The sequence below is a fragment of the Nocardia sp. NPDC058176 genome (assembly GCF_042883805.1).
Classification (GTDB): domain Bacteria; phylum Actinomycetota; class Actinomycetes; order Mycobacteriales; family Mycobacteriaceae; genus Nocardia.
In genome coordinates this window covers 106998-127681 of sequence record NZ_JBHVVA010000006.1, presented here as the reverse complement: position 1 = coordinate 127681, position 20684 = coordinate 106998, and the positions used below count along the sequence as shown (strand labels likewise).

At 67.8% G+C, this 20684-nt stretch carries 21 protein-coding genes; 12 read left to right on the top strand and 9 right to left on the bottom strand.

Going from position 1 to position 20684, the window contains the following annotated elements:
- Positions 1-3: 3 nt before the first annotated feature.
- The 5 genes from ACFVVM_RS27155 to ACFVVM_RS27135 all read left to right on the top strand — a co-directional run bounded on the left by ACFVVM_RS27155 (position 4) and on the right by ACFVVM_RS27135 (position 4764).
- Positions 4-267, top strand: coding sequence for an HPr family phosphocarrier protein (locus ACFVVM_RS27155; RefSeq protein WP_387623810.1), 264 nt, complete (start codon positions 4-6; stop codon positions 265-267).
- The gene (ptsP, locus tag ACFVVM_RS27150; RefSeq protein WP_387623807.1) at positions 267-1931 is read left to right on the top strand and encodes a phosphoenolpyruvate--protein phosphotransferase; all 1665 of its coding nucleotides are present in this window, start codon (positions 267-269) and stop codon (positions 1929-1931) included. The genes ACFVVM_RS27155 and ptsP overlap by 1 nt, the downstream gene beginning before the upstream one ends.
- 133 nt (positions 1932-2064) lie before the next feature.
- A complete protein-coding gene (locus ACFVVM_RS27145) occupies positions 2065-3240 on the top strand; it encodes an N-acetylglucosamine-6-phosphate deacetylase (protein ID WP_387623805.1) in 1176 nt (391 codons plus the stop codon).
- Positions 3240-4019 (top strand): glucosamine-6-phosphate deaminase, encoded by a 780-nt coding sequence (nagB, locus tag ACFVVM_RS27140; RefSeq protein WP_387623803.1) that lies wholly within the window; start codon positions 3240-3242, stop codon positions 4017-4019. Before ACFVVM_RS27145 ends, nagB begins: the two co-directional genes overlap by 1 nt.
- A 1-nt stretch (position 4020) precedes the next feature.
- Positions 4021-4764 carry a copper homeostasis protein CutC gene (locus ACFVVM_RS27135; RefSeq protein ID WP_387623800.1) on the top strand — a complete coding sequence of 248 codons (744 nt, stop codon included), beginning with the start codon at positions 4021-4023 and terminating at the stop codon, positions 4762-4764.
- 9 nt (positions 4765-4773) lie between these two features.
- Here ACFVVM_RS27135 and ACFVVM_RS27130 read toward each other — a convergent pair whose 3' ends face one another.
- Both ACFVVM_RS27130 and ACFVVM_RS27125 read right to left on the bottom strand, forming a co-directional pair.
- Positions 4774-5415, bottom strand: a complete 642-nt coding sequence (locus ACFVVM_RS27130; protein WP_387623797.1) for an HD domain-containing protein — start codon at positions 5413-5415, stop codon at positions 4774-4776.
- 78 nt (positions 5416-5493) lie between these two features.
- On the bottom strand, positions 5494-6159 hold the full coding sequence (locus ACFVVM_RS27125; protein ID WP_387623795.1) for a methyltransferase domain-containing protein: 666 nt from the start codon (positions 6157-6159) through the stop codon (positions 5494-5496).
- 100 nt (positions 6160-6259) lie between these two features.
- Between ACFVVM_RS27125 and ACFVVM_RS27120 the strand changes: the two genes are divergently transcribed.
- On the top strand, positions 6260-6844 hold the full coding sequence (locus ACFVVM_RS27120; RefSeq protein WP_387623793.1) for a TetR/AcrR family transcriptional regulator: 585 nt from the start codon (positions 6260-6262) through the stop codon (positions 6842-6844).
- Here the strand turns inward: ACFVVM_RS27120 and ACFVVM_RS27115 are convergent.
- A complete protein-coding gene (locus ACFVVM_RS27115) occupies positions 6774-7073 on the bottom strand; it encodes a hypothetical protein (protein WP_387623790.1) in 300 nt (99 codons plus the stop codon). The genes ACFVVM_RS27120 and ACFVVM_RS27115 overlap by 71 nt on opposite strands.
- Before the next feature lie 174 nt (positions 7074-7247).
- Between ACFVVM_RS27115 and ACFVVM_RS27110 the strand changes: the two genes are divergently transcribed.
- From ACFVVM_RS27110 to ACFVVM_RS27100, 3 genes are all read left to right on the top strand, one after another.
- The gene (locus tag ACFVVM_RS27110; RefSeq protein ID WP_387624335.1) at positions 7248-8180 is read left to right on the top strand and encodes an NAD(P)H-dependent flavin oxidoreductase; all 933 of its coding nucleotides are present in this window, start codon (positions 7248-7250) and stop codon (positions 8178-8180) included.
- 39 nt (positions 8181-8219) lie between these two features.
- Positions 8220-8774, top strand: a complete 555-nt coding sequence (locus ACFVVM_RS27105) for a TetR/AcrR family transcriptional regulator (protein WP_387623788.1) — start codon at positions 8220-8222, stop codon at positions 8772-8774.
- A 72-nt stretch (positions 8775-8846) separates the two neighbouring features.
- Positions 8847-10586 (top strand): alpha/beta fold hydrolase, encoded by a 1740-nt coding sequence (locus ACFVVM_RS27100; RefSeq protein ID WP_387623785.1) that lies wholly within the window; start codon positions 8847-8849, stop codon positions 10584-10586.
- Positions 10587-10714: 128 nt separating this feature from the next.
- Here ACFVVM_RS27100 and ACFVVM_RS27095 read toward each other — a convergent pair whose 3' ends face one another.
- Both ACFVVM_RS27095 and gntA read right to left on the bottom strand, forming a co-directional pair.
- On the bottom strand, positions 10715-12346 hold the full coding sequence (locus ACFVVM_RS27095; protein ID WP_387623783.1) for a CocE/NonD family hydrolase: 1632 nt from the start codon (positions 12344-12346) through the stop codon (positions 10715-10717).
- A gap of 100 nt (positions 12347-12446) precedes the next feature.
- Complete coding sequence (gene gntA, locus ACFVVM_RS27090) at positions 12447-13139, bottom strand: guanitoxin biosynthesis heme-dependent pre-guanitoxin N-hydroxylase GntA (RefSeq protein WP_387623780.1); 693 nt, start codon at positions 13137-13139, stop codon at positions 12447-12449.
- A gap of 985 nt (positions 13140-14124) precedes the next feature.
- Between gntA and ACFVVM_RS27085 the strand changes: the two genes are divergently transcribed.
- Positions 14125-15306, top strand: coding sequence for a lipase family protein (locus ACFVVM_RS27085; RefSeq protein ID WP_387623778.1), 1182 nt, complete (start codon positions 14125-14127; stop codon positions 15304-15306).
- A gap of 36 nt (positions 15307-15342) precedes the next feature.
- Here ACFVVM_RS27085 and ACFVVM_RS27080 read toward each other — a convergent pair whose 3' ends face one another.
- The 4 genes from ACFVVM_RS27080 to ACFVVM_RS27065 all read right to left on the bottom strand — a co-directional run bounded on the left by ACFVVM_RS27080 (position 15343) and on the right by ACFVVM_RS27065 (position 19072).
- Positions 15343-15783, bottom strand: coding sequence for a hypothetical protein (locus tag ACFVVM_RS27080; RefSeq protein WP_387623775.1), 441 nt, complete (start codon positions 15781-15783; stop codon positions 15343-15345).
- A gap of 471 nt (positions 15784-16254) precedes the next feature.
- A complete protein-coding gene (locus ACFVVM_RS27075; RefSeq protein WP_387623772.1) occupies positions 16255-17145 on the bottom strand; it encodes a hypothetical protein in 891 nt (296 codons plus the stop codon).
- Positions 17146-17669: 524 nt separating this feature from the next.
- Entirely contained in the window at positions 17670-18161 is a 492-nt protein-coding gene (locus ACFVVM_RS27070) for a kinase (RefSeq protein WP_387623769.1), read from the bottom strand.
- Positions 18162-18205: 44 nt separating this feature from the next.
- Positions 18206-19072 carry a GntR family transcriptional regulator gene (locus ACFVVM_RS27065; RefSeq protein ID WP_387623766.1) on the bottom strand — a complete coding sequence of 289 codons (867 nt, stop codon included), beginning with the start codon at positions 19070-19072 and terminating at the stop codon, positions 18206-18208.
- A gap of 314 nt (positions 19073-19386) precedes the next feature.
- Here ACFVVM_RS27065 and ACFVVM_RS27060 point away from each other — a divergent pair, with 314 nt between their 5' ends.
- A complete protein-coding gene (locus ACFVVM_RS27060; protein ID WP_387623763.1) occupies positions 19387-19656 on the top strand; it encodes a hypothetical protein in 270 nt (89 codons plus the stop codon).
- On the top strand, positions 19653-20561 hold the full coding sequence (locus ACFVVM_RS27055; RefSeq protein ID WP_387623761.1) for a hypothetical protein: 909 nt from the start codon (positions 19653-19655) through the stop codon (positions 20559-20561). Before ACFVVM_RS27060 ends, ACFVVM_RS27055 begins: the two co-directional genes overlap by 4 nt.
- Positions 20562-20684: the final 123 nt, after the last annotated feature.

Sequence of the window (20684 nt, the reverse complement as noted above, 5' to 3'; positions counted from 1 at the left end):
ACCATGACCACCCGCACCGCCGTCGTCGGATCCACTGTGGGGCTGCACGCCCGGCCCGCCGCCAAGTTCACCCAGGCCGTGCAGGCCACGGGTGTCCCCATCCGGATCTCGGTGGGCGACGGCGAACCGGTCGACGCGGCAAGCATTCTCGCGGTGATGATGCTGGGCGCCGGGCACGGCACCGAGGTGACACTGCACGCCGACGGTGACGAGGCCGTGCTCGAGCGCCTCGCCGAACTGGTCGCCTCGGACCTGGACGCGGCCTGATGGCCGAGCAGGTGATTCGCGGCCTCGGCGTGAGTCCCGGGGTGGTGAGCGCGCCGTGGTTGCGGTTCGGTTCGCAGCTCGAGACCTCCGCGCAGGATCCGGTCGGCGGTTCGCCCGAGCAGGAGCTCGTCCGGGTCAAGGAGGCGCTCGGCGGCGTGGCCGACGAGATGCAGGCGCGCGCCGCCCGGGTCAGCGGCGTCGCGGCGGAGATCCTGTCGATGTCGGCGACGATGGCCCGTGACCCGGGCATCGTCGCCGCCACCGAGAAGGAGCTGGCCGCCGGAATGCCGACCGCGCACGCGGTGCACCTGGCCTTCGAGGGGTTCTGCGCCAAGCTCGAGGCACTCGGCGGGTACATGGCGGAACGGGCCACCGATCTGCGCGATATCGGTGGCCGCACCGTCGCCGTGCTGCTCGGACAGCCGATGCCGGGGATCCCGGAGCCGGGGTACCCGTTCGTGCTGGTCGCGCGGGATCTCGCGCCCGCCGATACCGCGATGCTCGGCGACAGCGACGTGGTCGGCCTGCTCACCAGCGAAGGCGGGCCGACCAGCCACACCGCGATCCTCGCGAAATCGCTCGGGCTGCCCGCGGTGGTGAACTGTCCCGGAACCGACCTGCTCGTGGAGGGCGCGCCGGTACTGCTCGACGGCACCACCGGCGAGGTCGTGATCGATCCGAGCCCGGCCCGCCGGCAGGCCGCCGCCGAACGGGCGGCCGCGGACAAGGCGCGTATCGCCGCCGCGAGCGGACCCGGCCACACCGCCGATGGGACGCCGGTGCATCTGCTGGTGAACATCGGCACCGTCGATGACGCCGTGAAGGCCGGACCGGTCGACAGCGAGGGCGTCGGGCTGTTCCGCACCGAGTTCATGTATCTCGGAAAGCCTTCCGAGCCATCGCTCGACGAGCAGACCGCCTCGTACACCGCGGTGCTCGAGCAGTTCGCCGGGCGCCGGGTGGTCGTGCGCACCCTGGACGCGGGTTCGGACAAACCGCTGCCGTTCCTCGATCTGGGCACCGAGGAGAATCCCGCGCTCGGCGTGCGTGGCCTGCGGATCGGCACGGTGTTCCCGCAGACCCTGGCCACCCAGCTGACCGCGCTGGCCCGCGCGGGCGAGGCGACCGGCGCCGACCTGTGGGTGATGGCACCGATGGTCGCCACCGCCGACGAGGCCGCCGGATTCGCCGCGCTCGCCCGCGAATCCGGGCTGCGCAAGGTCGGCGCGATGATCGAGATCCCCGCGGCGGCCCTGCGCGCGGTCGATCTGCTCACCCATCTCGACTTCGTCAGCATCGGCACCAACGACCTGAGCCAGTACACCTGCGCGGTCGACCGGATGGCGGGCGGGCTCGCCCACCTGCTCGATCCGTGGCAGCCCGCCGTGCTCGATCTGATCGCGATGGTCGGCGCGGCCGGGACTGCCGCCGGGAAGTCGGTCGGGGTGTGCGGTGAGGCGGCGTCGGATCCGACCCTGGCGCCGGTGTTGGTCGGACTCGGGGTGACGAGTCTGTCCATGTCGGTGCCCGCCCTGCCCGCGGTGCGTGCGGCCCTGTCGGCCGTCGATATCGAGCGGTGCCGCGATGCCGCCGACGCCGCGTGCGCCGCACGGAGCCCGCAGCTGGCGCGCGAGGCGGTCGCGGCGATCGTCGGGCGTCCGTGAGCGTGCCGACAATCGCGTTGCCGGTCCGGCCACCCGCCGGTCCGGCAACGCAGCAGCACGCCCACACCGACGCCCGGCAAGGATCGGCGAAGCCACGGCAGGACCGTGCGGATGCCCGGCTGGGGACGACGCCGTGAGCCGACCGAATGTCGTGCGCGGGCATCTCGTCGGGACATCGGTCGGTGAGATCGCCGATGGTGTTGTCGAATTCGACGACGGTCGGATCATCTGGGTCGGGTCCGCGGCGGATCGGGGCGACGGCGAGCGACTGCCTCCGGTCAGCGACGACCTCGTCCTGCCGGGACTCATCGACCTGCACTGTCATGGGGGCGCCGGGTTCGGGTTCCCCAATGCCGACGTCGACGGTGCGCGAGTCGCGGCCGCGCATCACCGCCGCCACGGCACGACCGGGTTGCTGGGCAGTCTGGTGTCCGCGCACCCCGATGTGCTGGTGCGCCAGGCGTCGATACTGGCCGACCTCGTGACCGACGGCGATCTGCTCGGCGTGCATTTGGAGGGCCCGTTCATCAACGCGATCCGCTGTGGCGCACAGGATCCCGCGGCGATCATCCCCGGTGATCCCGATCTGTTCGAGCGGATCTGCGCGGCGGCGCGGGGCACCGTGCGCTCGATGACACTCGCGCCGGAGACGGCGAACTTCGACGCGCTGCTCACCGCCATGCGCTACCACGACGTGCTGCCCAGCCTCGGCCACACCGATGCCGACGCCGCGACCACGGCGGCCCGCATCGCCGACGCGGTCGGTGCGCCGATCACCGCCACCCACCTGTTCAACGGGATGCCGGCACTGCACCACCGCTCCCCCGGCCCGGTCGCCGCCTGTCTCGCCGCGGCGGGTCGCGGCGAGATGGTGCTCGAATTGATCGCCGACGGTGTGCATCTCGCGCCCGAGACCGTGGCGATGGTGTTCGACACGGTCGGCGCCGACCAGATCGCGCTGGTCTCCGACGCGATGGCGGCCGCGGGAATGAGCGACGGCGACTACCGGCTGGGCGCGCTCGACGTTCGCGTTCACGACGGTGTCGCCCGGCTCGCCACCGGCGACGGGTCACCCGGCGCCATCGCGGGCGGCACGGCGACGCTCCTCGACGTGGTGCGCTGGACCGTCCGGCAGGCGGGGATCCCGCTCACCGAGGCCGTCATCGCGGCCACCCGCACCCCCGCTCGCGTGCTCGGCCTCGCCGAGGATCGCGGCACGCTCTCCGTCGGCGCGCGCGCCGACCTTCTCGTCACCGACCAGTCACTGCAACCGCGACGGGTGTTCGTCGCCGGAACGGAAGGAATCTGATGGAAATCGTGATCCGGGCGGACGAGCACGAGGTGGCCACGACGGTCGCCGACATCGTCGGCGGCTACGTCGAGCGCGGCAACGCGATCCTCGGCCTGGCCACCGGGTCCTCCCCGCTGGGCAGCTATCAGGAGCTGGCGCGGCGCTGCCGCGAGGGTGAGCTGGACTTCTCGACCGCGAGCGCCTTCCTGCTCGACGAGTACGTCGGGTTGCCGAAAGACCATCCGCAGTCGTACTTCTCGGTGATCCGGTCGGAGTTCGTCGACCACGTGAACCTCGACCCGGCGCGGGTGCTGAGCCCGAACGGCGAGGCCGGTGACGTGGCGGGCGAGGGCAGACGGTACGACGCCGCCATCGCCGCGGCGGGCGGGGTCGACGTGCAGCTGCTCGGGATCGGGACCGACGGGCACATCGGTTTCAACGAGCCCGGCTCCGCGCTCACCTCGCGCACCAGGGTGAAGACGCTGACCGAACAGACCCGCAAGGACAACGCCCGCTTCTTCGACGGTCCGGACGATGTGCCGCACCACGTGCTCACCCAGGGCCTGGGCACGATCAACGAGGCCGGGCACCTGGTGATGATCGCCCTCGGCGCGGGCAAGGCCGACGCCATCGCCGCCGCCGCCGAGGGACCGCTCTCGGCGTTCTGCCCCGCCTCGGTGATGCAGTGGCATCCGCACGTGACCGTGGTGATCGACGAGGCGGCGGCGAGCAAGCTGAAGCTGGCCGATTACTACAAGTACGCGCTGGCGAACAAGCCTGCCTGGCAGTCGTTCTGAGATGACCGCGCTCGAATTCGCGGTACAGGACGTGGCGGGTGCGCTCGGCGCTCGCCGGGCCGGGGCGGATCGGGTCGAACTGTGTGCGGCACTGGGAAATACGGGTGGGCTGACCCCGAGCATCGGCACGATCGAGGCCGTGGTCGGTGCCGGGGTTCCCGTGCACGCGCTGATCCGCTGCCGCGCCGGTGGTTTCGTGTACACCGATGACGACGAGATCGCGGTGATGAACGCCGACGCGCGGGCCGCGGTGGCGGCCGGCGTGGCGGGCCTGGTCGTCGGAGCCTTGACCCAGGACCACCGAGTCGATGTCGAGGCGGTGCGCAGAGTGCTCGACGGTATCGAAGTCGAAGACATGGAACTCACCTTTCATCGGGCGATCGATCAGATCGACGACCGCTCAGCAGCATTGGACACATTGATCGACAGCGGGATCACCAGGGTGCTCACCTCGGGCGGCGCGTCTCGCTGCGCCGAAGGTCTCGACGAGCTCGCCGCGATGGTCGAGCACGCCGACGGGCGGATCCAGATCATGGCGGGCGGCGGCGTCACCGTCGGCGACATTCCCGCGCTACACCGAGCCGGCGTCGACGCGATCCACCTGTCGGCCCGGCGGTTGGTCGCCGACGACGGCGGCCCCGGCGGTGGCGGCGCCTCCGGTCACGAGCAACTCGACAACCAGCTCGCAGCCGCGGCGGCCGCACAACTGCGGTTCGCGGACAGCGACGGTCGTCCGACCATCTAGCGCTGGGCGTCAGACCCGTTCGGCGAGAATCTGTTCCGCTTCCCCGGGACCGCAGTCGAAGGCCGCCCGGACGGCTTCGATCGCCTTCTCCTGTTCGCCCGCGGCCACCAGCCGGTCGATCTCGACCCACTGATCAGTAGGCGGCACCACCGACAGGTCCAGTCGACGTTCCAGCCGTTCCCACATCGCGGCCACCGTCGGATCCCCGGCCAGCAGCCCACCGAGGTGCGCCTTGAAGGTGGGGTGCTCGGTGCGGTACATACCCATCCAACTGCTGCCGGGCGGGCTGGCCTCCGCGTTCGCGGTGCGGTCGGCGAGTTTGAGGATCACCGCCGGCGGGTGCGCCACGATCTTGGCGTAGGCGTCCAGGTTTCGTGCCTTGCGATCGGGGCCGACGCCGGTCACCGCCCAGACCAGGTCGAGAACCGCGCGGCCGAAACGGGTTTCGACCTCTTCGGCGGTGACCGGCGTGTCCTCGATGACATCGTGTAGCCAGGCGGCGGAGCCGAGATCGCCGTCGTAGCCGAAGTCGTCGAGCACCCCCCGCACCGCGGCGAGATGCCTGATGTATGGATACTCGCCGTAGCGCTGCTCCCCGTGCGCCTCGACGGCGAACTTCCGTGCCTCGTCGTCCTGCTGATCGAACGCCATGCCACACCCCCGTGCTCGATTCCGACCTTGACGAGACCGACCTTAGCCGAGCCCACCGACAACATCTCGCTATCCGTGTCAGGGCGCCGTGACCTCGGGTTTCACCGCGGTCAGCAGTCCGGCCTGGTGGCGATTAGCGGTGTAGGCCACCTCGGTGAACCCGACCGCGCGCACCTGATCGGTGTAGCGGCGGATGTCGACGGCGGTGAACGGATCACCGCCGGAAATCCGCGTGAACACCCGGCGCATCAGGGGCGAGGGTGCCGCGTCGGCGAGCAACAGCCGTCCACCTGGCCGCAGTACCCGCCACATCTGCGCGATCGCCGCGTCACGATGCCGCTCCGGAATGTGGTGCATGACGAAAGTGCAGGTGAGGACATCGAATTCGGCATCGTCGAACGGCAGCTCCTGTGCGGATCCCTGCTCGTAGCGGTGCCTGCCCACACGGTCGCGGCGCCGGTTGTCGTCGATGGCGGTCGCCGACGGATCGACACCGACAGCGAGGCCCGAGGGCCCGACCGCGGTACCCAGCGCGCGCACGAGTTTGCCGGGACCACAGCCGACATCGAGCGCGCGCTCGCCCGGCGAGACACCCGAGGCGGTGACGAGTTCGGCCAGCAGGCGACGATGCCTGCCGAGAAAGAACACCGCGGTGAACAGGTTGTAGCGGCGCAGGCCCGCGATGACCAGGCCGGTGTCGGTGTCGTCGACGAACATGGGAGTGAGAAGCTGGTTTCCTGACATGCGTCCATGGTCGAACGCCGACACCGCGCCGACCAGGAGCAGAACGGCCGGATCCGTCCGTTTCCGGACAGATCCGGCGCATCCGTCCCGTGGAGGAACGATGGCCGAGCACACCGATCGCCGGGTCCGCCGCACCAGAGACCACCTGCACCGGGCACTGATCGAGTTGATGATCGAACGCGGCTACGACCGGGTGACGGTCAGCGACATCATCGACCGCGCCGATGTGGGCCGCTCCACCTTCTACGCCCACTACCGCGACAAGGACGACCTGCTCCTGGTCAGCTGCACCGAGTTCCTGCGCCGCGAGATCGCCCGTACCACGGTGCCCGGCTCACCGCTGAGCCCGCTGCGGGTGATGTTCCACCTCGCCGCGCAGTACCCCGAGGTGTACCGCCCGCTGATCGGCCCGAAAGCCACCACGACGGTGCTGCACGCCTACCGGCGCGGGGTCGCCGACATCGTCGGTGACCTGCTCGCCGACCAACCCGCCGACACCGTCGCGTTCCTGTCGTGGGGACTGCTCGGTCTCCTCGGCACGGTGATCGATCCGACCGCGCCGATCGCGCCCGCCACCGCGTGGCAGCGCTTCGAATCCCTGGCCCTGCACGGACTCACCCTCGGCGGCGCAGGTCCGGCCACGGCGGCCGACGCAGAATCGCCAGTGTCACGATCGCCCCGGTGACCAGGCCGATCATCTCGCCCAGCAGGGCGATGCGGGTGGCATCGACCGCGGGCGTCCAGTGCGCGCGACCGTCGTGCACCACGAAGACCCCGACCGGCTTGGCAGGACGACCGAATCCACCGCCCCGGGCGACGGTGATCACGGTGGCACCGTCGGTGGTCTCGATCGGCTCGCCGAACACCACCGGCGGCTCGGCGACCATCTGTTCCAGCCGATCCCTGATCGTCATCCGAACCCTGTTCGTCGTAGCGCAGTGCGACCATACGCGGCCCATTGTGCGCCGGGTTCGCGAAACGGGCACGGATGACGCGACCGGGCTCGTCGGTGCGGGCTGCCATGATGAGTTGCCGGAGCCGCGACGAAAGGTGATGAGCCGATGAGCACTACCCCGGAGCCCGATCCGATCCTGTCGACCACCTGGTCCCGCGCGCTCGGACTGCGGGTGCCGGTGGTGAACGCGCCGATGGGCGGCGCGGCGGGCGGACGGCTCGCGGCGGCGGTCACCGCGGCGGGTGGGCTCGGCATGATCGGCATGGGCAGCGCGGGTTCGGTCGAGGCGCTGCGGCGGGAACTGACCGAGGCCGGTGACGCGACCGTCGGAATCGGCCTGGTCGACTGGGTGCGCACCCGCGAGACCGACCTGCTCGAGACCGCGATCACCGCCCGGCCGCGCGCGCTCTCGGTCAGCTTCGGGACCGACTTCTCCTGGGTGCCGCGCGTGCGCGACGCGGGCATCTTCACGGTGACCCAGGTCTACGACGTGCCCGGCGCGCACCGCGCCCAGGACGCCGGGATCGACATCCTCGTCGCCCGCGGCAGCGAAGGCGGTGGTCACGGCGCCGATCGTCTCGCGCTCATGCCGCTGCTCGACGCGGTGCTCGAGATCGCGACCGTTCCGGTCCTGGCGGCGGGCGGTCTCGGTTCGGGCCGCGCGCTGGCCGCAGTGCTCGCGGCAGGGGCTTCGGGTGCGTGGCTGGGCACCTGTCTGGCCGCGGCGGAGGAGTCCCTGCTGCCGGAGAACGCCCGCCGGGCCATGCTCGCCGCCGACTCCACCAGCACCGTCCTCACCACCGCCTTCGACGAGGCCCTCGATCTGCCGTGGCCGCCGATCTATCCGGCCCGGGTACTGCGCAACGAGTTCACCGATCCGTGGTCACGGCCCGAGGGCGACGATGTTCCTCCGAGTGCCGAAAAACTGCGCGCGGCCATCGATTCCGATGACCCACGGCTCGCTCCGGTCGACGCGGGACAGGGTGTCGGGCTGGTCAGCCACGTCGAGCCCGTCGCCAACACCATCGATCGTTTGTGCACCGACGCGGCGGCACTACTCGCCTGACGCCTTGCAAAAATATGTTGACCGGTCTAGTTTTGGGTCGTGGGCAAAAAAGGTGCCGAGACGCGGAGCAAGCTGATCAAGGCCACGCGCTCGCTGATCGAATCGCAGGGCTACTTCGGCGCCGGACTCAATCAGATCGTGCAGGACAGCGGCGCGCCACGCGGGTCGCTGTACTTCCACTTCCCCGGCGGCAAGGACGAACTGGTCTCGGCGGCGCTCGTCGAGAGCGGTGCCGATATCGCCCAGATCATCCGCACCATCGAGGCGAGCGACGCTCGCGATTTCGCTCGCAGGATGCTGACGCTGCTCGGTGATCAACTCGAAGCCTCGGACTGGACCATCGGCTGCCCGGTCGCGGCGGTCGCACTGGACACCGCGTCCACCAATACCGCTGTGCAGCAATCCTGTTCGGCCACGTATCGACTCTGGGAAGAGGCGATCCGCGATCGCCTGATCGGCTTCGGACACCCCGAACCCGAACGTGTCACCACCGTGGCGCTCGCCCTGATCGAGGGTGGGCTGATCCTGGCCCGCACCCATCGCGACCGTCGACCGCTGCGCCAGCTGGCCGACACCATCGACACCCTGATCTGACATCGCACCAATCCGCGGCGTCGATTCATACGCTGAAAATATGCCAATCGGTCTACAGAAAGTAGTGACATCATGGTCAACACCGACTCGATCGTCTTCGGCGCCGCCGGATTCATCGGCCGCTCCCTCGTCGCCGAACTGTTGCGCACCGGACACACCGTCACCGCGGCGCTGCGCGCGGGCAGCCAGGACCGGCTCCGCACCTGGCTGGACGGCCAGGACGTCGACACCACCGCGCTGACCATCACCACCACCGATATCGGCGAACCGGACCTGGCCCTCGGCGAACCGATCGAGGGGGTGCGCGACGTGTACAACGCGGCCGCGCTGATGAAGTTCGGGCTCGACGCCGACGTGGCCCGCCGGGTCAATCTCGACGGTGCCCTGCACGTACTGGAATGGGCTGCGCGACAGCCGGATCTGCGCCGGATCGTGCACATCACCGGCTATCGGGTGCAGGGATCTGACAACAGCATGGAGGCCGACTACCGCAACGGCGCGTACGGCGCCTCGAAGACCGAGGCCGACGTCCTGCTGCGCGAGGTCGCCGCCGAACGCGACATCCCGCTGACCTTCGCCAATCCCGCCGGGGTCGTCGGCCCCGGCCAGTACTTCGGCCTCGCCGACATCATCGACAACCTGTGGCGGGGCCGGTTGCCCGCGCTGCCCGGTTCCGCCGACACCTTCATCCCGGTCGTCGATCTCGACTACCTGGCGCGCGTCATCGCCGGATTGCCCACGCTGCCCGACACCGTGGGCCGGTCCTACCCGCTGCTCGACTCGACCACGCCGAATCTGCCCGACCTGGTCCGGCTGATCGCCGACCACTTGCACGTTCCGGCACCACGATTCACCATTCCGGTCTCGGTGGTTCGCCGCCTGCCCCGGGCGCTCTCGCACGCCGACCCCGAAACGCTGCCGTTCATCAGCAGCGACCGCTACGACACCACGGCGAGCGAAGACGTCGCGCGACGGCTCGGCGTGGCACATCCGCCGGTGGGCGACCTCCTGCGTACCTACGCCGACGGGATCGTCGCCACCCGCAACGGCACCATCGAAGTACCGTCGAACGCCGGATTCCGGGACGGGACGTGGGTGAGCGGCGATCAGCAGGATCCCGATCATGTCCTGCTGCACGGGATTCCGATCGACAGCGACTCCTGGTTCGCGGTGGCCCGACACCTGAACGGACCGTACCTGGCAGCCGACCTGCCCGGGCTGGGACGATCGGCGAAGTCGACCGCCTCGCTGGGCGACTGGGTCGATCAGCTCATGGCGCCGGTCCGCACCACGCCGGTGCTCGTCGGCCACTCCCTCGGGACCGGACCGGCGATCGAATTCGCACTGCGGCATCCCGATCGGGTGTCACGGCTGGTGCTGATCGCGCCCGCCTTCCTCCAGCAGCCGGCCTCGCGGCTGCTCGGTACACCGATCACGGCGGAGGTAGTCAAGCGATTGCCCACCGCGAAAATCGCCGAGCTGCTCGGCATTCCGGACGGTCCGGCAGTCGCGTCGGCCGCGGCCAATCTGCAACGGCCCGGTGTCGCCCAGCGCACCTTCGCGACGCTGCGGGCGGCCGGTGCGGCTGCCCGCAGGACCGAACTCGCCGCGAAACTCGCGCGTGTGCGGGTGCCGGTCGACATCATCGTCGGCGAGAACGATCCACTGACCGAACCCACGGACCACCCCGTCATCACGATCCCCGACACCGGCCACTACCCGCAACTGACCCATCCCGAACTGGTGGCGCAGGTTCTACGCGGTGAACGTCCCGCCAGCACAGCGGGATCGCGTCAGCGCATTACGACCTAGCGCCTGTTCCAGCGGCACGCAGCCCCATCGCCCTGTTGGACAGCTGATCACCAGGCTCTCAGGTAAGTATCGGCCGAGAAGCGGACGCCACCATCGCCTGGTGATCACCTGCCCAGGATGAGATCTGATCAGCTCACGGTGGGCAGTTCGACGGCGTGGGCGGGATCGGACAGCATCGCCTGGTCGAGGTGGATCGCTTCGACGTTGCGCCAGCGCTCGTGCCAGATGGGGACGCCGCCGGTGAGGTCCAGCTCGCGCGGAGTGGTGAGCAGCGGGAGGTCGAGGCGGGCCGAGGTCACCGTGACGGGCGCATTCGCCGGGGTGTGCGACCAGACGTCGTCGACGACATCGGTGATGCGGATGCCGAGCCGGTGTCCGGTGTCGAGCCGGGCGTCCTGCCAGAGCAGGCGGATCTCGGCGTCGGGACCGACCGGGGCGATGCCGCGGGTGAAGACGGTGGCCCGTCCGTCCGGGGCGATGTCGTAGAGCTCCAGCGCGACAGTGGCATGGGGTGGGCCCGCCAACTTCAGCGATGCGGTGGCGCGTCCGGCCAGATGCAGGGGTTCGGTCATCGGCGCCGAGATCGACCAGATCTCACGGTCCGGGCCGGGCAGCAGGCCACGATCGGTGTAGGTGCCGGTGCGCAGGTCGACCGACACCCGGCGGGAATCGGCGGGCGGCCAGACGGGTTCACCGCGCCAGCCACCGTCGAACTGACCGACGGTGACCGGCGGACCCGGCACCTCGACATCCGCGCCCGCCACATGCCGGTCCAGGAACGCGAACAGCTCACTCGCGAAATGCGGTGTCCCGCAGCGAGTACTGCAGTCGGAATGTCCCCACTGCCCGAACCAGGCCCGGTGCTCGCCCGGACCGCGTGCCTCCCACGCCTCGATGACGCGGTCCGCCCTGGTGTTGGAATCGAGGAAGCTCTGGCCGAGGAACAGCGGAATCGTATTGCCGCGCAACGCATCGACCATGTTGCGCTCCTGCCAGCCAGGGTTGGCGCCGTTGTGGTCGGTGGTCAGTGCCAGGTACCCCTCGGCGCAGCCCTGGGGCATCGCGACCGCATTCGCCCGGTATTCCTCGGAGTCCGACCAGTGGCCGGGCGTCGAGGCGATGGCCAGATGCTCGGCGCCCGCGGTGTCGGCGGGACGAACCCCGTCCTCGGTCAGCGGCTTGCCACCGAACTTCCACGCCGTCCCCTGCATGTACAGATAGGAGTACGGATCGACGACCGGCTCGAACGCCGCCACCGCCGCCAGCCCCTTCGCCTTCCCGGCCAGCGCCATCATGCCGGTCCAGCCCTCGTACGACGTACCGACCATCCCGACCCGGCCCGTCGACCACGGCCGGCTCGCCGCCCACTCGACCGCGGCCACCACATCCGACTGCTCCCCCGGACCTCCGAAGTCCGGGCAACCGTTGGACCCACCGAACCCGCGCAGGTCCACGATCACATAGGTGTATCCCGCCCGCAGCGCCCACTCGACCGGCAGATTCTCCGTCGACGGCCCGCCCTCGGGCCGAGGCTGACTCAGGTACGCCAGATGTGCCCGATAGGGACTCGCCGTCAGAATGACCGGCGTCCGCTCATCGGCCGCCACCCCGGGCGGCCGCAAGATGTCGGCGTGCAACCGCGTTCCGTCCGGCGCGGTCAGGTACTCCTGCGTCCACGTGTATTCCACCGTCAACGGCTCGGCCGTCACCGGCACCGCTACTGCCAGCACCAACGCCACACCGACCGCTACCCGCGCCACCAACGCACCCCATCGCACCACTGGACTATTGCCGTTCGAGACAACGGCGTCCAGCCCCGAGAATCCGGGGCGTGTCAGCTGGGTGCGGCGCTCGCCGGAGTCAGGCTTGCTGGGCACCTGTCAGCACGCCCTCCGCCGCCGCGGCACGGGCACTGAACGGGCATTGCCAATCCGCGGGCTTGGGGCGGCCGGAGTAACGGCGCGCCTCCGACAGCGTCTCGTATTCCATCAGGTTCGGGTTGATGTCGCCCTGCAGCATGATGTCCTGCTTGCGGATCTTGTCCGCCAGCCGGTCCCACATCCCGTCGGCCTTGATCCGCGCGAACTGCTCATGGGAATTGAAGGCCAGCATCGGGAACGGCGGACGACGGCCGAACCGCCGATGTGTCTCGTGCAGTCCGATCACGAAGAACGGATGTCCCGCCACGCTGTACTTGAACTCACCGGACCGCGGGTCGGACGAACACCCGGCCGCCCAGGCGAACCGGTCCGCGTCCGCCTCGTGCAAGAGCTGTAGATGCTGCCACAGCAGCTCTTCGAAGCGCAGCTCGTCCACGCCACGAGGCTGCTCGAAGGTCGCGATGAAGCTGGTGAACTTGCGAGAACTCCAGTCCGCACCCCCGACGAACTCCGCGAGATCGGCGGCCAGCAGCCGCGCCGACTCCTCGCCGCCCATGACGTCGTAGTGGCCATGAGAAATACCGCCCTGACGCCAGGCGGAGCGACCCGCCAGACAGGCGAACCGGTCTCCGAGAAGGAATCTCTCCAGCTCAGCTCGCGCATCCGTCGACAATCCCGACGTTCCTTTCCAACCACGATCTCTACTACCCGAGCGGGTGCGCCGCGATCCGTTCGGCGATCGCGGCACCTCGCCCACACTGCGGGGCTGATCCTGTCAGCCGACCAGCCCGGGACGCGAATCGATCGGATCGACGCCGACAGCCATTCGTGCCGCTCGAGGGCCGAATCGGGCGCGGGACCGTGTCACGGATCACCCCGCGTCGTCCAGGGCCGAAGGCCAGCTCTCCAACCATCCGGAACGTCCGATCGACCGACGGGCATCGCAGGGTCGTGCGAGCCCGTCAGCTCGCTCGGGCGTCGAGCTCGGCGATCAGTTCCAGACTGTCGCGGACCAAGGCCTGCCGCACCAACTCGTCGTAGGAATCCGTCGAGGAGCGGACCGGGGGTGCGGCCCACCAGGTACTGGCCGGTCAGGCCCGCGCGAGTCGGGTCCGCGATCAGCCACGCGAGGTCGGCGCCAGAGCGTCGCGGCGTTCGGATGCCGGGCAGGACGACCAGGGCGCGGGCGACGGCTCGCCAGGCGCTGGAAGACACTCGCGTCCCTGGCCAATCCGGTGCCCGGTATCAACCCGGGGTCGTAGGCGTTCACCGTGATCTCGCGGGGGGCGAGTTCGCGGGCGAGGTGGTAGGCGGTCTGCAGATTCGCCTGGACCGCGACCTCGCCGACGCCCGCGCAGCTTTGGCCGAGGCGCTGCCCGAATCCGTCTGAACCAGGCACGCACTCGTACAAGCGCAGGTCCGCATTCAGGCGGTAGCGGCGATCTTCGTCGTCGGTTCGGGTATCCAGCCCGGCCGGAATATGTACGCTGACTGCCTTTAGGGGGGATTTCGCCGGGCGGGCCCCTCCATGGAGGGAATTTCGGATGATTCGCAGTCTCGTATCAGCCTGTGGTGCAACATTTTCGGTGGTCAAGCGCGGTCGGTTGCGGTCGGTGGTGATCGCGGTTTTGGCCGTGTTGTGGTTTACCGGTTCTTCCATGGCGGGTGCGGAGCCGCTGCCGACTCCGCAGCACGATCCGTTCTACGCCCCGCCGTCGGGCTGGGAGTCGGAGGCGCCCGGGGCCATCCTGAATTCGCGACCTGTCGAGGTGGCCTCGTTGGGGCCGCAGGCGCAGGATGCCGATGCCTGGCAGTTGCTGTATCGAACGACCGATGTCGACGGTCGGCCCATGGCGACCGTGACGACGGTGCTGCGTCCGCGGACCGGGCCGGTCAACGGATTGATCAGCTATCAGCCCGCCACGGATGCCTCGGCGCCACAGTGCGCGCCCTCGTTCGTGCTCCGGCAAGGTGCGCCGGACAAGTACGACGCCTCGCTGGATTTCATGCAGATCGATCAGATGTTGTCGTCCGGTCATGCGATTTCGGTACCCGATTGGGAGGGGCCGAAGGGGTCGATGTTCGTCCCGAGGCAGCCGGGTTACGCCGTGCTCGACGGAGTACGCGCGGCTCAGGGATTCGCGCCGCTCGGCCTGTCGGGGGCCGATACTCCGGTTGCCGCGATGGGCTACTCCGGCGGGTCGTTCGGCACCAGCTGGGCCGCGCACGTGCACCCGACCTACGCTCCCGAGATACGGCTGGTCGGGGTTGCCCTGGGTGGTTGGACAGCGCCCGTCGGCCGCTTCCTGGAATCGCTCGACGGCGGTCCGTTCTCCGGATTCCTGCCCTCGCTGCTGCCGGGCATGATGCGCGCCGATCCGCGCCTGGCGGCGGCTTTCGACGAATATCTGACGCCTGCCGGGCACGCGCTGATGGCCGCGGGTGACAGCAAATGCGTGACGCCGAACGTGGCTCAGCACGCGTTCCTGCGCATGGACGAGTATCTGACGATCCCCTTCTCGCAACTCGTCGAGCAGGTGCGGGCGTCGTTCGCCGACCTGGATTTCGACCCGGTCGCGGCGACCGCGCCGCTGTTCCTCTACAACGCCGTGCACGACGAGATCATCGGCATCGCGGGGGTCGACCAGGCGGTGGCACAGTGGTGCGCGTCGGGGGCACAGATCACCCACACGCGGGATGAACTGAGCGAACACGTCAGTCTCCAGATCAGTGCGACTTCCGCGGTGCTGCGGTGGCTCGGCGACCGTCTGGCGGGACAGGCCGCGCCCGACGGTTGCTCGACGCGCACGGTGCCGTCCATGTCACTCGATGGCGCCTAGCGCGCGGTCAATCCAACCGCCCATGACGAATCCGGGTCAGGTCGCGTCCTTGGTCAACGAAAAAGTCGTGCAGCCGTCGGCGATCACCTTTCCGCTCAGCGTTGTCGGGCTCTCGGTGCGTTCGACCACGAGGTCGACCATGAGATAGGAGCCCGGCCGGTCGATCCAGGACGACTGGCGGAACACGATCCGGCCCGACTCGACCTGCCAGCGCATGGTGAACCGGCCCGACGGCACCGCGGGATTCTCCGGCAGCGGATAGAACTCGAACTCGGCCATGACCTGCGGCTGCACGGTCAAGGTGAGTCCCGTGGCGCCCTGCGCGCACTGGTAGGAGCCGACCCAGGTCCCCGCCGGCGATCGCCAGTCGTTGAGTACGCCCCTGTCGTCAGCGGGAACAGCGATGCCCTCCACCGCATGTCCGCATCCCGCCACCGCGAAGATACCCGCAGCGCACAGGAACTCACGGATTCTCATCTTCCCCCGCCTTCCTCGCACCCAGACGACCTTGCCATGAACCACAGCGCGAAACGCCCGCCCCACAGATCGTGGGGCGGGCGTTTCAGGTACTGCTACCGACGAATCGGCTGATGACGACTTACACGTCGTAGTACAGCTCGAACTGTTCACTCGACGTTTGTGGTCGTGGGCGGCCTTTGCTGCATGCTCGTGTACTGCGGATTTAGCTTGGCCCCGTTGGCAGGAACAGACACCAAACGACGACACTGCGTACTCGTTGCGTACCCGCCTTCACGGTCGGACTGGCGAACCGCTAGACATCCTGATCCAGCGGACGCACTTGGGTGAGGTGTTTCTCTGACCGTGTTTGTCACCGGTTTCCGCGTCGAGGCTGGCGCTCCTGCAGATGTCGAGCGGTAGCCGCTGAGGTGGAACGCCGGGCCTGTTGCCGCGATGCTCCGGACGACAGCTTCCACCAATCAGAGGCTTCTACCCCGCAGCCTCTGCGTCCACTGGTGCCATTTCCCCTACGGCGCTCTGAGCATCGGACCTCCATACGGCCATTGCTGTAAAGCCGCTAGCAGGGACAGCCATTAAGTCTTCGTATTTGACCCCGTTCGAGATAGCCGCGGCTTTGGCCTGCTCTGCAACGCTCTTGCCGACCGCTTCGCTCATTTTCCGCGACAGCTCCGAAAAGTCACGATGCGCTTTCATGAGATGAATGGAGTGACCGAAACCCTCTAGCTTCAGCCCATTGATATTCCCAAGAATAAACTTCTCATCCACCGGATTGAGAAGTTCCATAACGGAATTCTTGCGAAAACTTCCGATTGATGTCGTGACCATCATACCGCCAGCTATATCGACGATCATTCCAGCATCATTCTTGATGATATCTTCATCGGCAATGTAGTTATAGGTAAGCGCCCCTATCAACGGGGGTTCCGCCTTCTTTTTCAGGGCAAGGTTACCTGCCTGGTCCTTGAGGTGGTCCATCGCGTTCCGCAGACGCGTGGCGGAAGAGTAGCTGCTGAGAAATTCTACCGCCAACGGGTTCGAAAATCCCAGCGCAGTTATGATCTGCCGCATATTATGCAAGGCGTCCACCATCGACCACGCATTGTTGAACAGCTGAATTCGAATAGTGCGATGCATCTCATCCGGACGAGCTCCGGACATCGAAATCAACTTGACCAATACGCTATACGCAACATCGATCGAATCTGCAGAGTAGGCCAACGCCTCGAAAAGCAACGCTTGGCGCGGTTCTACGCAAAACGGAATCTTTCGAAAGATGGAGTCCTCGGGCAAGGTCATGTCGAACGTGTCCGACCCTGCGTCGGCAACCTGACCTTCGATATTTTGAGGGTCTTCCGTCACTCTGGACCTCCCGGATCACTCCAATGCGGATCGGCTGGGGCTTCCCACCTCGGAGAGTCTTTCACATCGAGCTCACACTTTGCCTACCGTTATTCATGGCTGGACGCAGCGGCTCACGACACCCGCCGACGACACTCCATGCGAGCACCGCCCCTGGCCGCCATGCTCCGGTTGCCGCCGCGCTGCACACACGGACCGATTCGCAAACCGCATCCCGCACCGGAGCCGTCGCGCTCGGCGTTACCCACCCAGCCACCCAACCTGGCCCGTCTTTTTGGTCCTCTCCGCCCCCTTCCTGGCACAGTTACTTTTTGACAAACCCAACCACCTACCCAACTTGAACCACCCCCGCCCTGTTCCTGATTCTCTGACAGCGAAGCGTTAGAGAATCAGGAACAGGGCGGGGGTGGTTCCTGCGCCGAAGGCGCAGATCAGACATGGTTTCCGGCGGGACCTGATCAGGACCAACCCGTCTCGGCCACTTCTCGGCCACTTCTCGGCCATCTCGGTCGGTATTCGACCGCTCAGAGTTCCGAGGGCAGATCGATCAGCGCTCGGATGATGGCGGCAGAACGCGCGGCAGCAACCTGGCCGCTGTCTATCGAGAGCATCGCCGTCGAGAGCGGCGGAGTTGCGTCCCACGCGGTCAGCCGCTCTGCGGTATCTCCGGTTGCGCGGGCAACGATGCGCGCGCGGGCAACCTCGCGAGACAGGCGCAGTTCAACAATGAACCACACCGTATCCGGGATCGCCGTACGAACGGCATCCACAACTTCGGGCTGCCCGGCGTGCACCACGGGTACCGCGCCGGCGGCGACATGCTCGCGCAGTGTCGGGCGGTCGATGACGTATCGCGCGCCGTAGCGCGCGTTCTCCCAGACGACCTCACCAGCTTCCGCGAGTCGATCCAACTCGCGAGAGCCAGTCAGGCGGTAGCCGACAGTTCGGCCCGTCCCCGCCTTCAGTCGCTCGAACAGGCGGAATCGCGAGTCCTGAGCCGCGAGTGCTGCGGTCACAGTGTCCTTTCCACTCGCGGGAGGGCCGTACAGGATCAGCCCGGTCACGACTGGTCAGCTTTTGTGGTCGGCCACCGGAACGAGTCGAGCAACCGTCGAGCCTGCTTTTGGAGCGGTTCGCTACCAGGGTCGTTCTCGACCACCACGAAGTCGCCGACCGGCCGGAAGTCGAGGTTGAGCCCACCGAGGTACTGGTCCCACTTCTCCAGTTTCCAGGCGTCGCGGGCCGCGCCTCGACGGCGAAGGTAGAGCTTCATCGTCTCCGGAGTGCACCGAACCCACACGAGCGTGACGTCTGCATTCAACGTCGCTGCACGGGCCGTTGTGTTGTCGACCCAGGCCGCGTCGTTGAACTCACGCAGATAGGGCGCGGTCGCGACTACGGAATTGCCCACCTCGACGTTGTCAGCGATCGTTGCCGCCAGCGCCTCGTACTCCCGCGGTCGAATCTTCTGGACGTACATGTCCGATTCCCGGTCGTTCAGTGAGCTGCCCAGATCAACTAGCGCGGGCTCAATCACTGGACGGCTGATGGTGTCCTTGTCCAGCAGCGCCCAGCCGGTCTCGCGCGCGAGCACCCGCGCGAACTCGGTCTTTCCGCTGCCGGGGAACCCGCCCACCATGACGATTCGCGGATGTGCCGGTCGGATCGGCGTTGCCAGCGAGAGCGTGAGATCGGTCGGTGTGCTGACGATCCGCCCAGATCGGTTCCGGCTCTCGATGTAGCCGTCTTCGGTCAACAGGTCCATCGCCCGCTGGATGGTCAGGTTGCTGACCTTCCATTGCTGTGCAAGCTCGCGGGTTGAGGGGAGCCGTTGGCCGTCACGCAGCCGACCGGCCTCGATGTCGCTGCGGATCGCCTGGGCCACTCGGAGATGTATGGCGGTCCGGTCCGGTTCAGGTTCGGTCACGGCGTCGCTTTCTTGCTGGATATCAGTTGGCTACATGAACCATATCAGTTGGCAACAGTCGGCCTGACCTGCGAAAACCCCACCTTGGCACAGGTTGCCAGAAATTCACATCGTGTAGACAGTTGATTTCATTGGTAATCAACTGTTACCGTGGTGACCTGGCCCACAGCGTTGGGGATCACCGAAATCATTGGGGGCCAGTGCATTTCACAGAAAGGGCTCTCCCGCCGTTGGCGCGGCGAGAGAGCCCAAACCGAAGGCGAGTTCACACCTCGCTCCGGCATCACTTCCGCCCATCTCAAGGAGCCAGAAGCATGTCCAGTGTAGATCCGTCTGCCCAAACGACCCCGCGCCCGCCGGGATTGCGGGTCATCTGCGTCGGCAAACCGACTCGCTACCTCAGCGAGCTCGCCGCCGAACGCGCCGACCGCCCCAGCGACGGCGAATCCTCGCCCGAAACCGACCAGCACCGACCGGACTCGCCGACCAGTTCCCGCACGCGGGAGTTGATGAGCTGGGTCGATGCAACCCGCGAGCCCCCGCGGCGGGTCGCGCGCGGTCGGGGTGTGGAGCGTTCGCGATGAACACCAACAACTACACCCGAGCGTTCGGGAACGGCCACGACAACCAGCCCGATCCCGAGCGTGAACGCCGTGCCCGCGTCCGGCGGCAACTGCACGCCCGCGACCAACACGAACTGCGCAAAGACCGGGCCGCTGCCATCATCGACCGCCTGCTCGAAGGCTGTCACCGGCGCCGCCAGGAACGCGGCGACCTCCGCCAGGTCGTACCGAACGAACAACTCGCGCGAGCCCTCTCCGCGTCGGGGGTGACCCCGCAGGAGTTGGCGAAGAAGATCGGTGTCGAACCGGGCACGGTCCGGCGGTGGATCACCAACAGTCGCACCCCGTACCCGAACCATCAGCACGCCGTCGCCCAGGCCATCGGCGCCGACCGTGCACAGTTGTGGCCCGAGCTCCACGCCGAGGAATCCGCGCCATCAGAACCCCAGCATCTGAATCAGCGTCTGCGACAGGCCATCTTCGATGCGCAGTTGACCCCGGAAAAGCTCGCCGAGCGTCTCGGGCTGAGCCCGAAGACGGTCGACCGCTGGATCACCAAGGGCTATGTCCCCTACGCGTGTAACCAAGCCGCGGCCGCCGTCGAGATCGGCGTTCCGGAGTGGGAACTGTGGCCGGTGCCGCCCCGGCAGGCAACCCCAGTTCGCGATACCCCTGCCGAGGCAACGCCCCGCGATCCTGACGAGTCCCGACGGTCCGATGCCAAGCCTTCGCCGTTGTCGGACCCGGCCCGGATGCGGGCGTTGATGAGCTGGATCGACTCGACGGCCCCGGTCAAGGAGAGCGATATCCGGGCCAACCCTGACCAGTACAACGGCCCGATGCCCACCGACCGCCACCAGCCCGACGCTCGGGGCTGGGTCGACCACCGGCGTGGCCGCGGCGACGGACTCGAACACACCCGCTGACCGAAGTATCGGGGCGCCGGTACTTCCCGCCGATGCCGGATGGCCGGACCTGTCCGGCTACGCGGTACAGGCGCCCTGGTCCTTCGAGTCCTCCTGAACCACAACCACTTCCACTGTCCACAG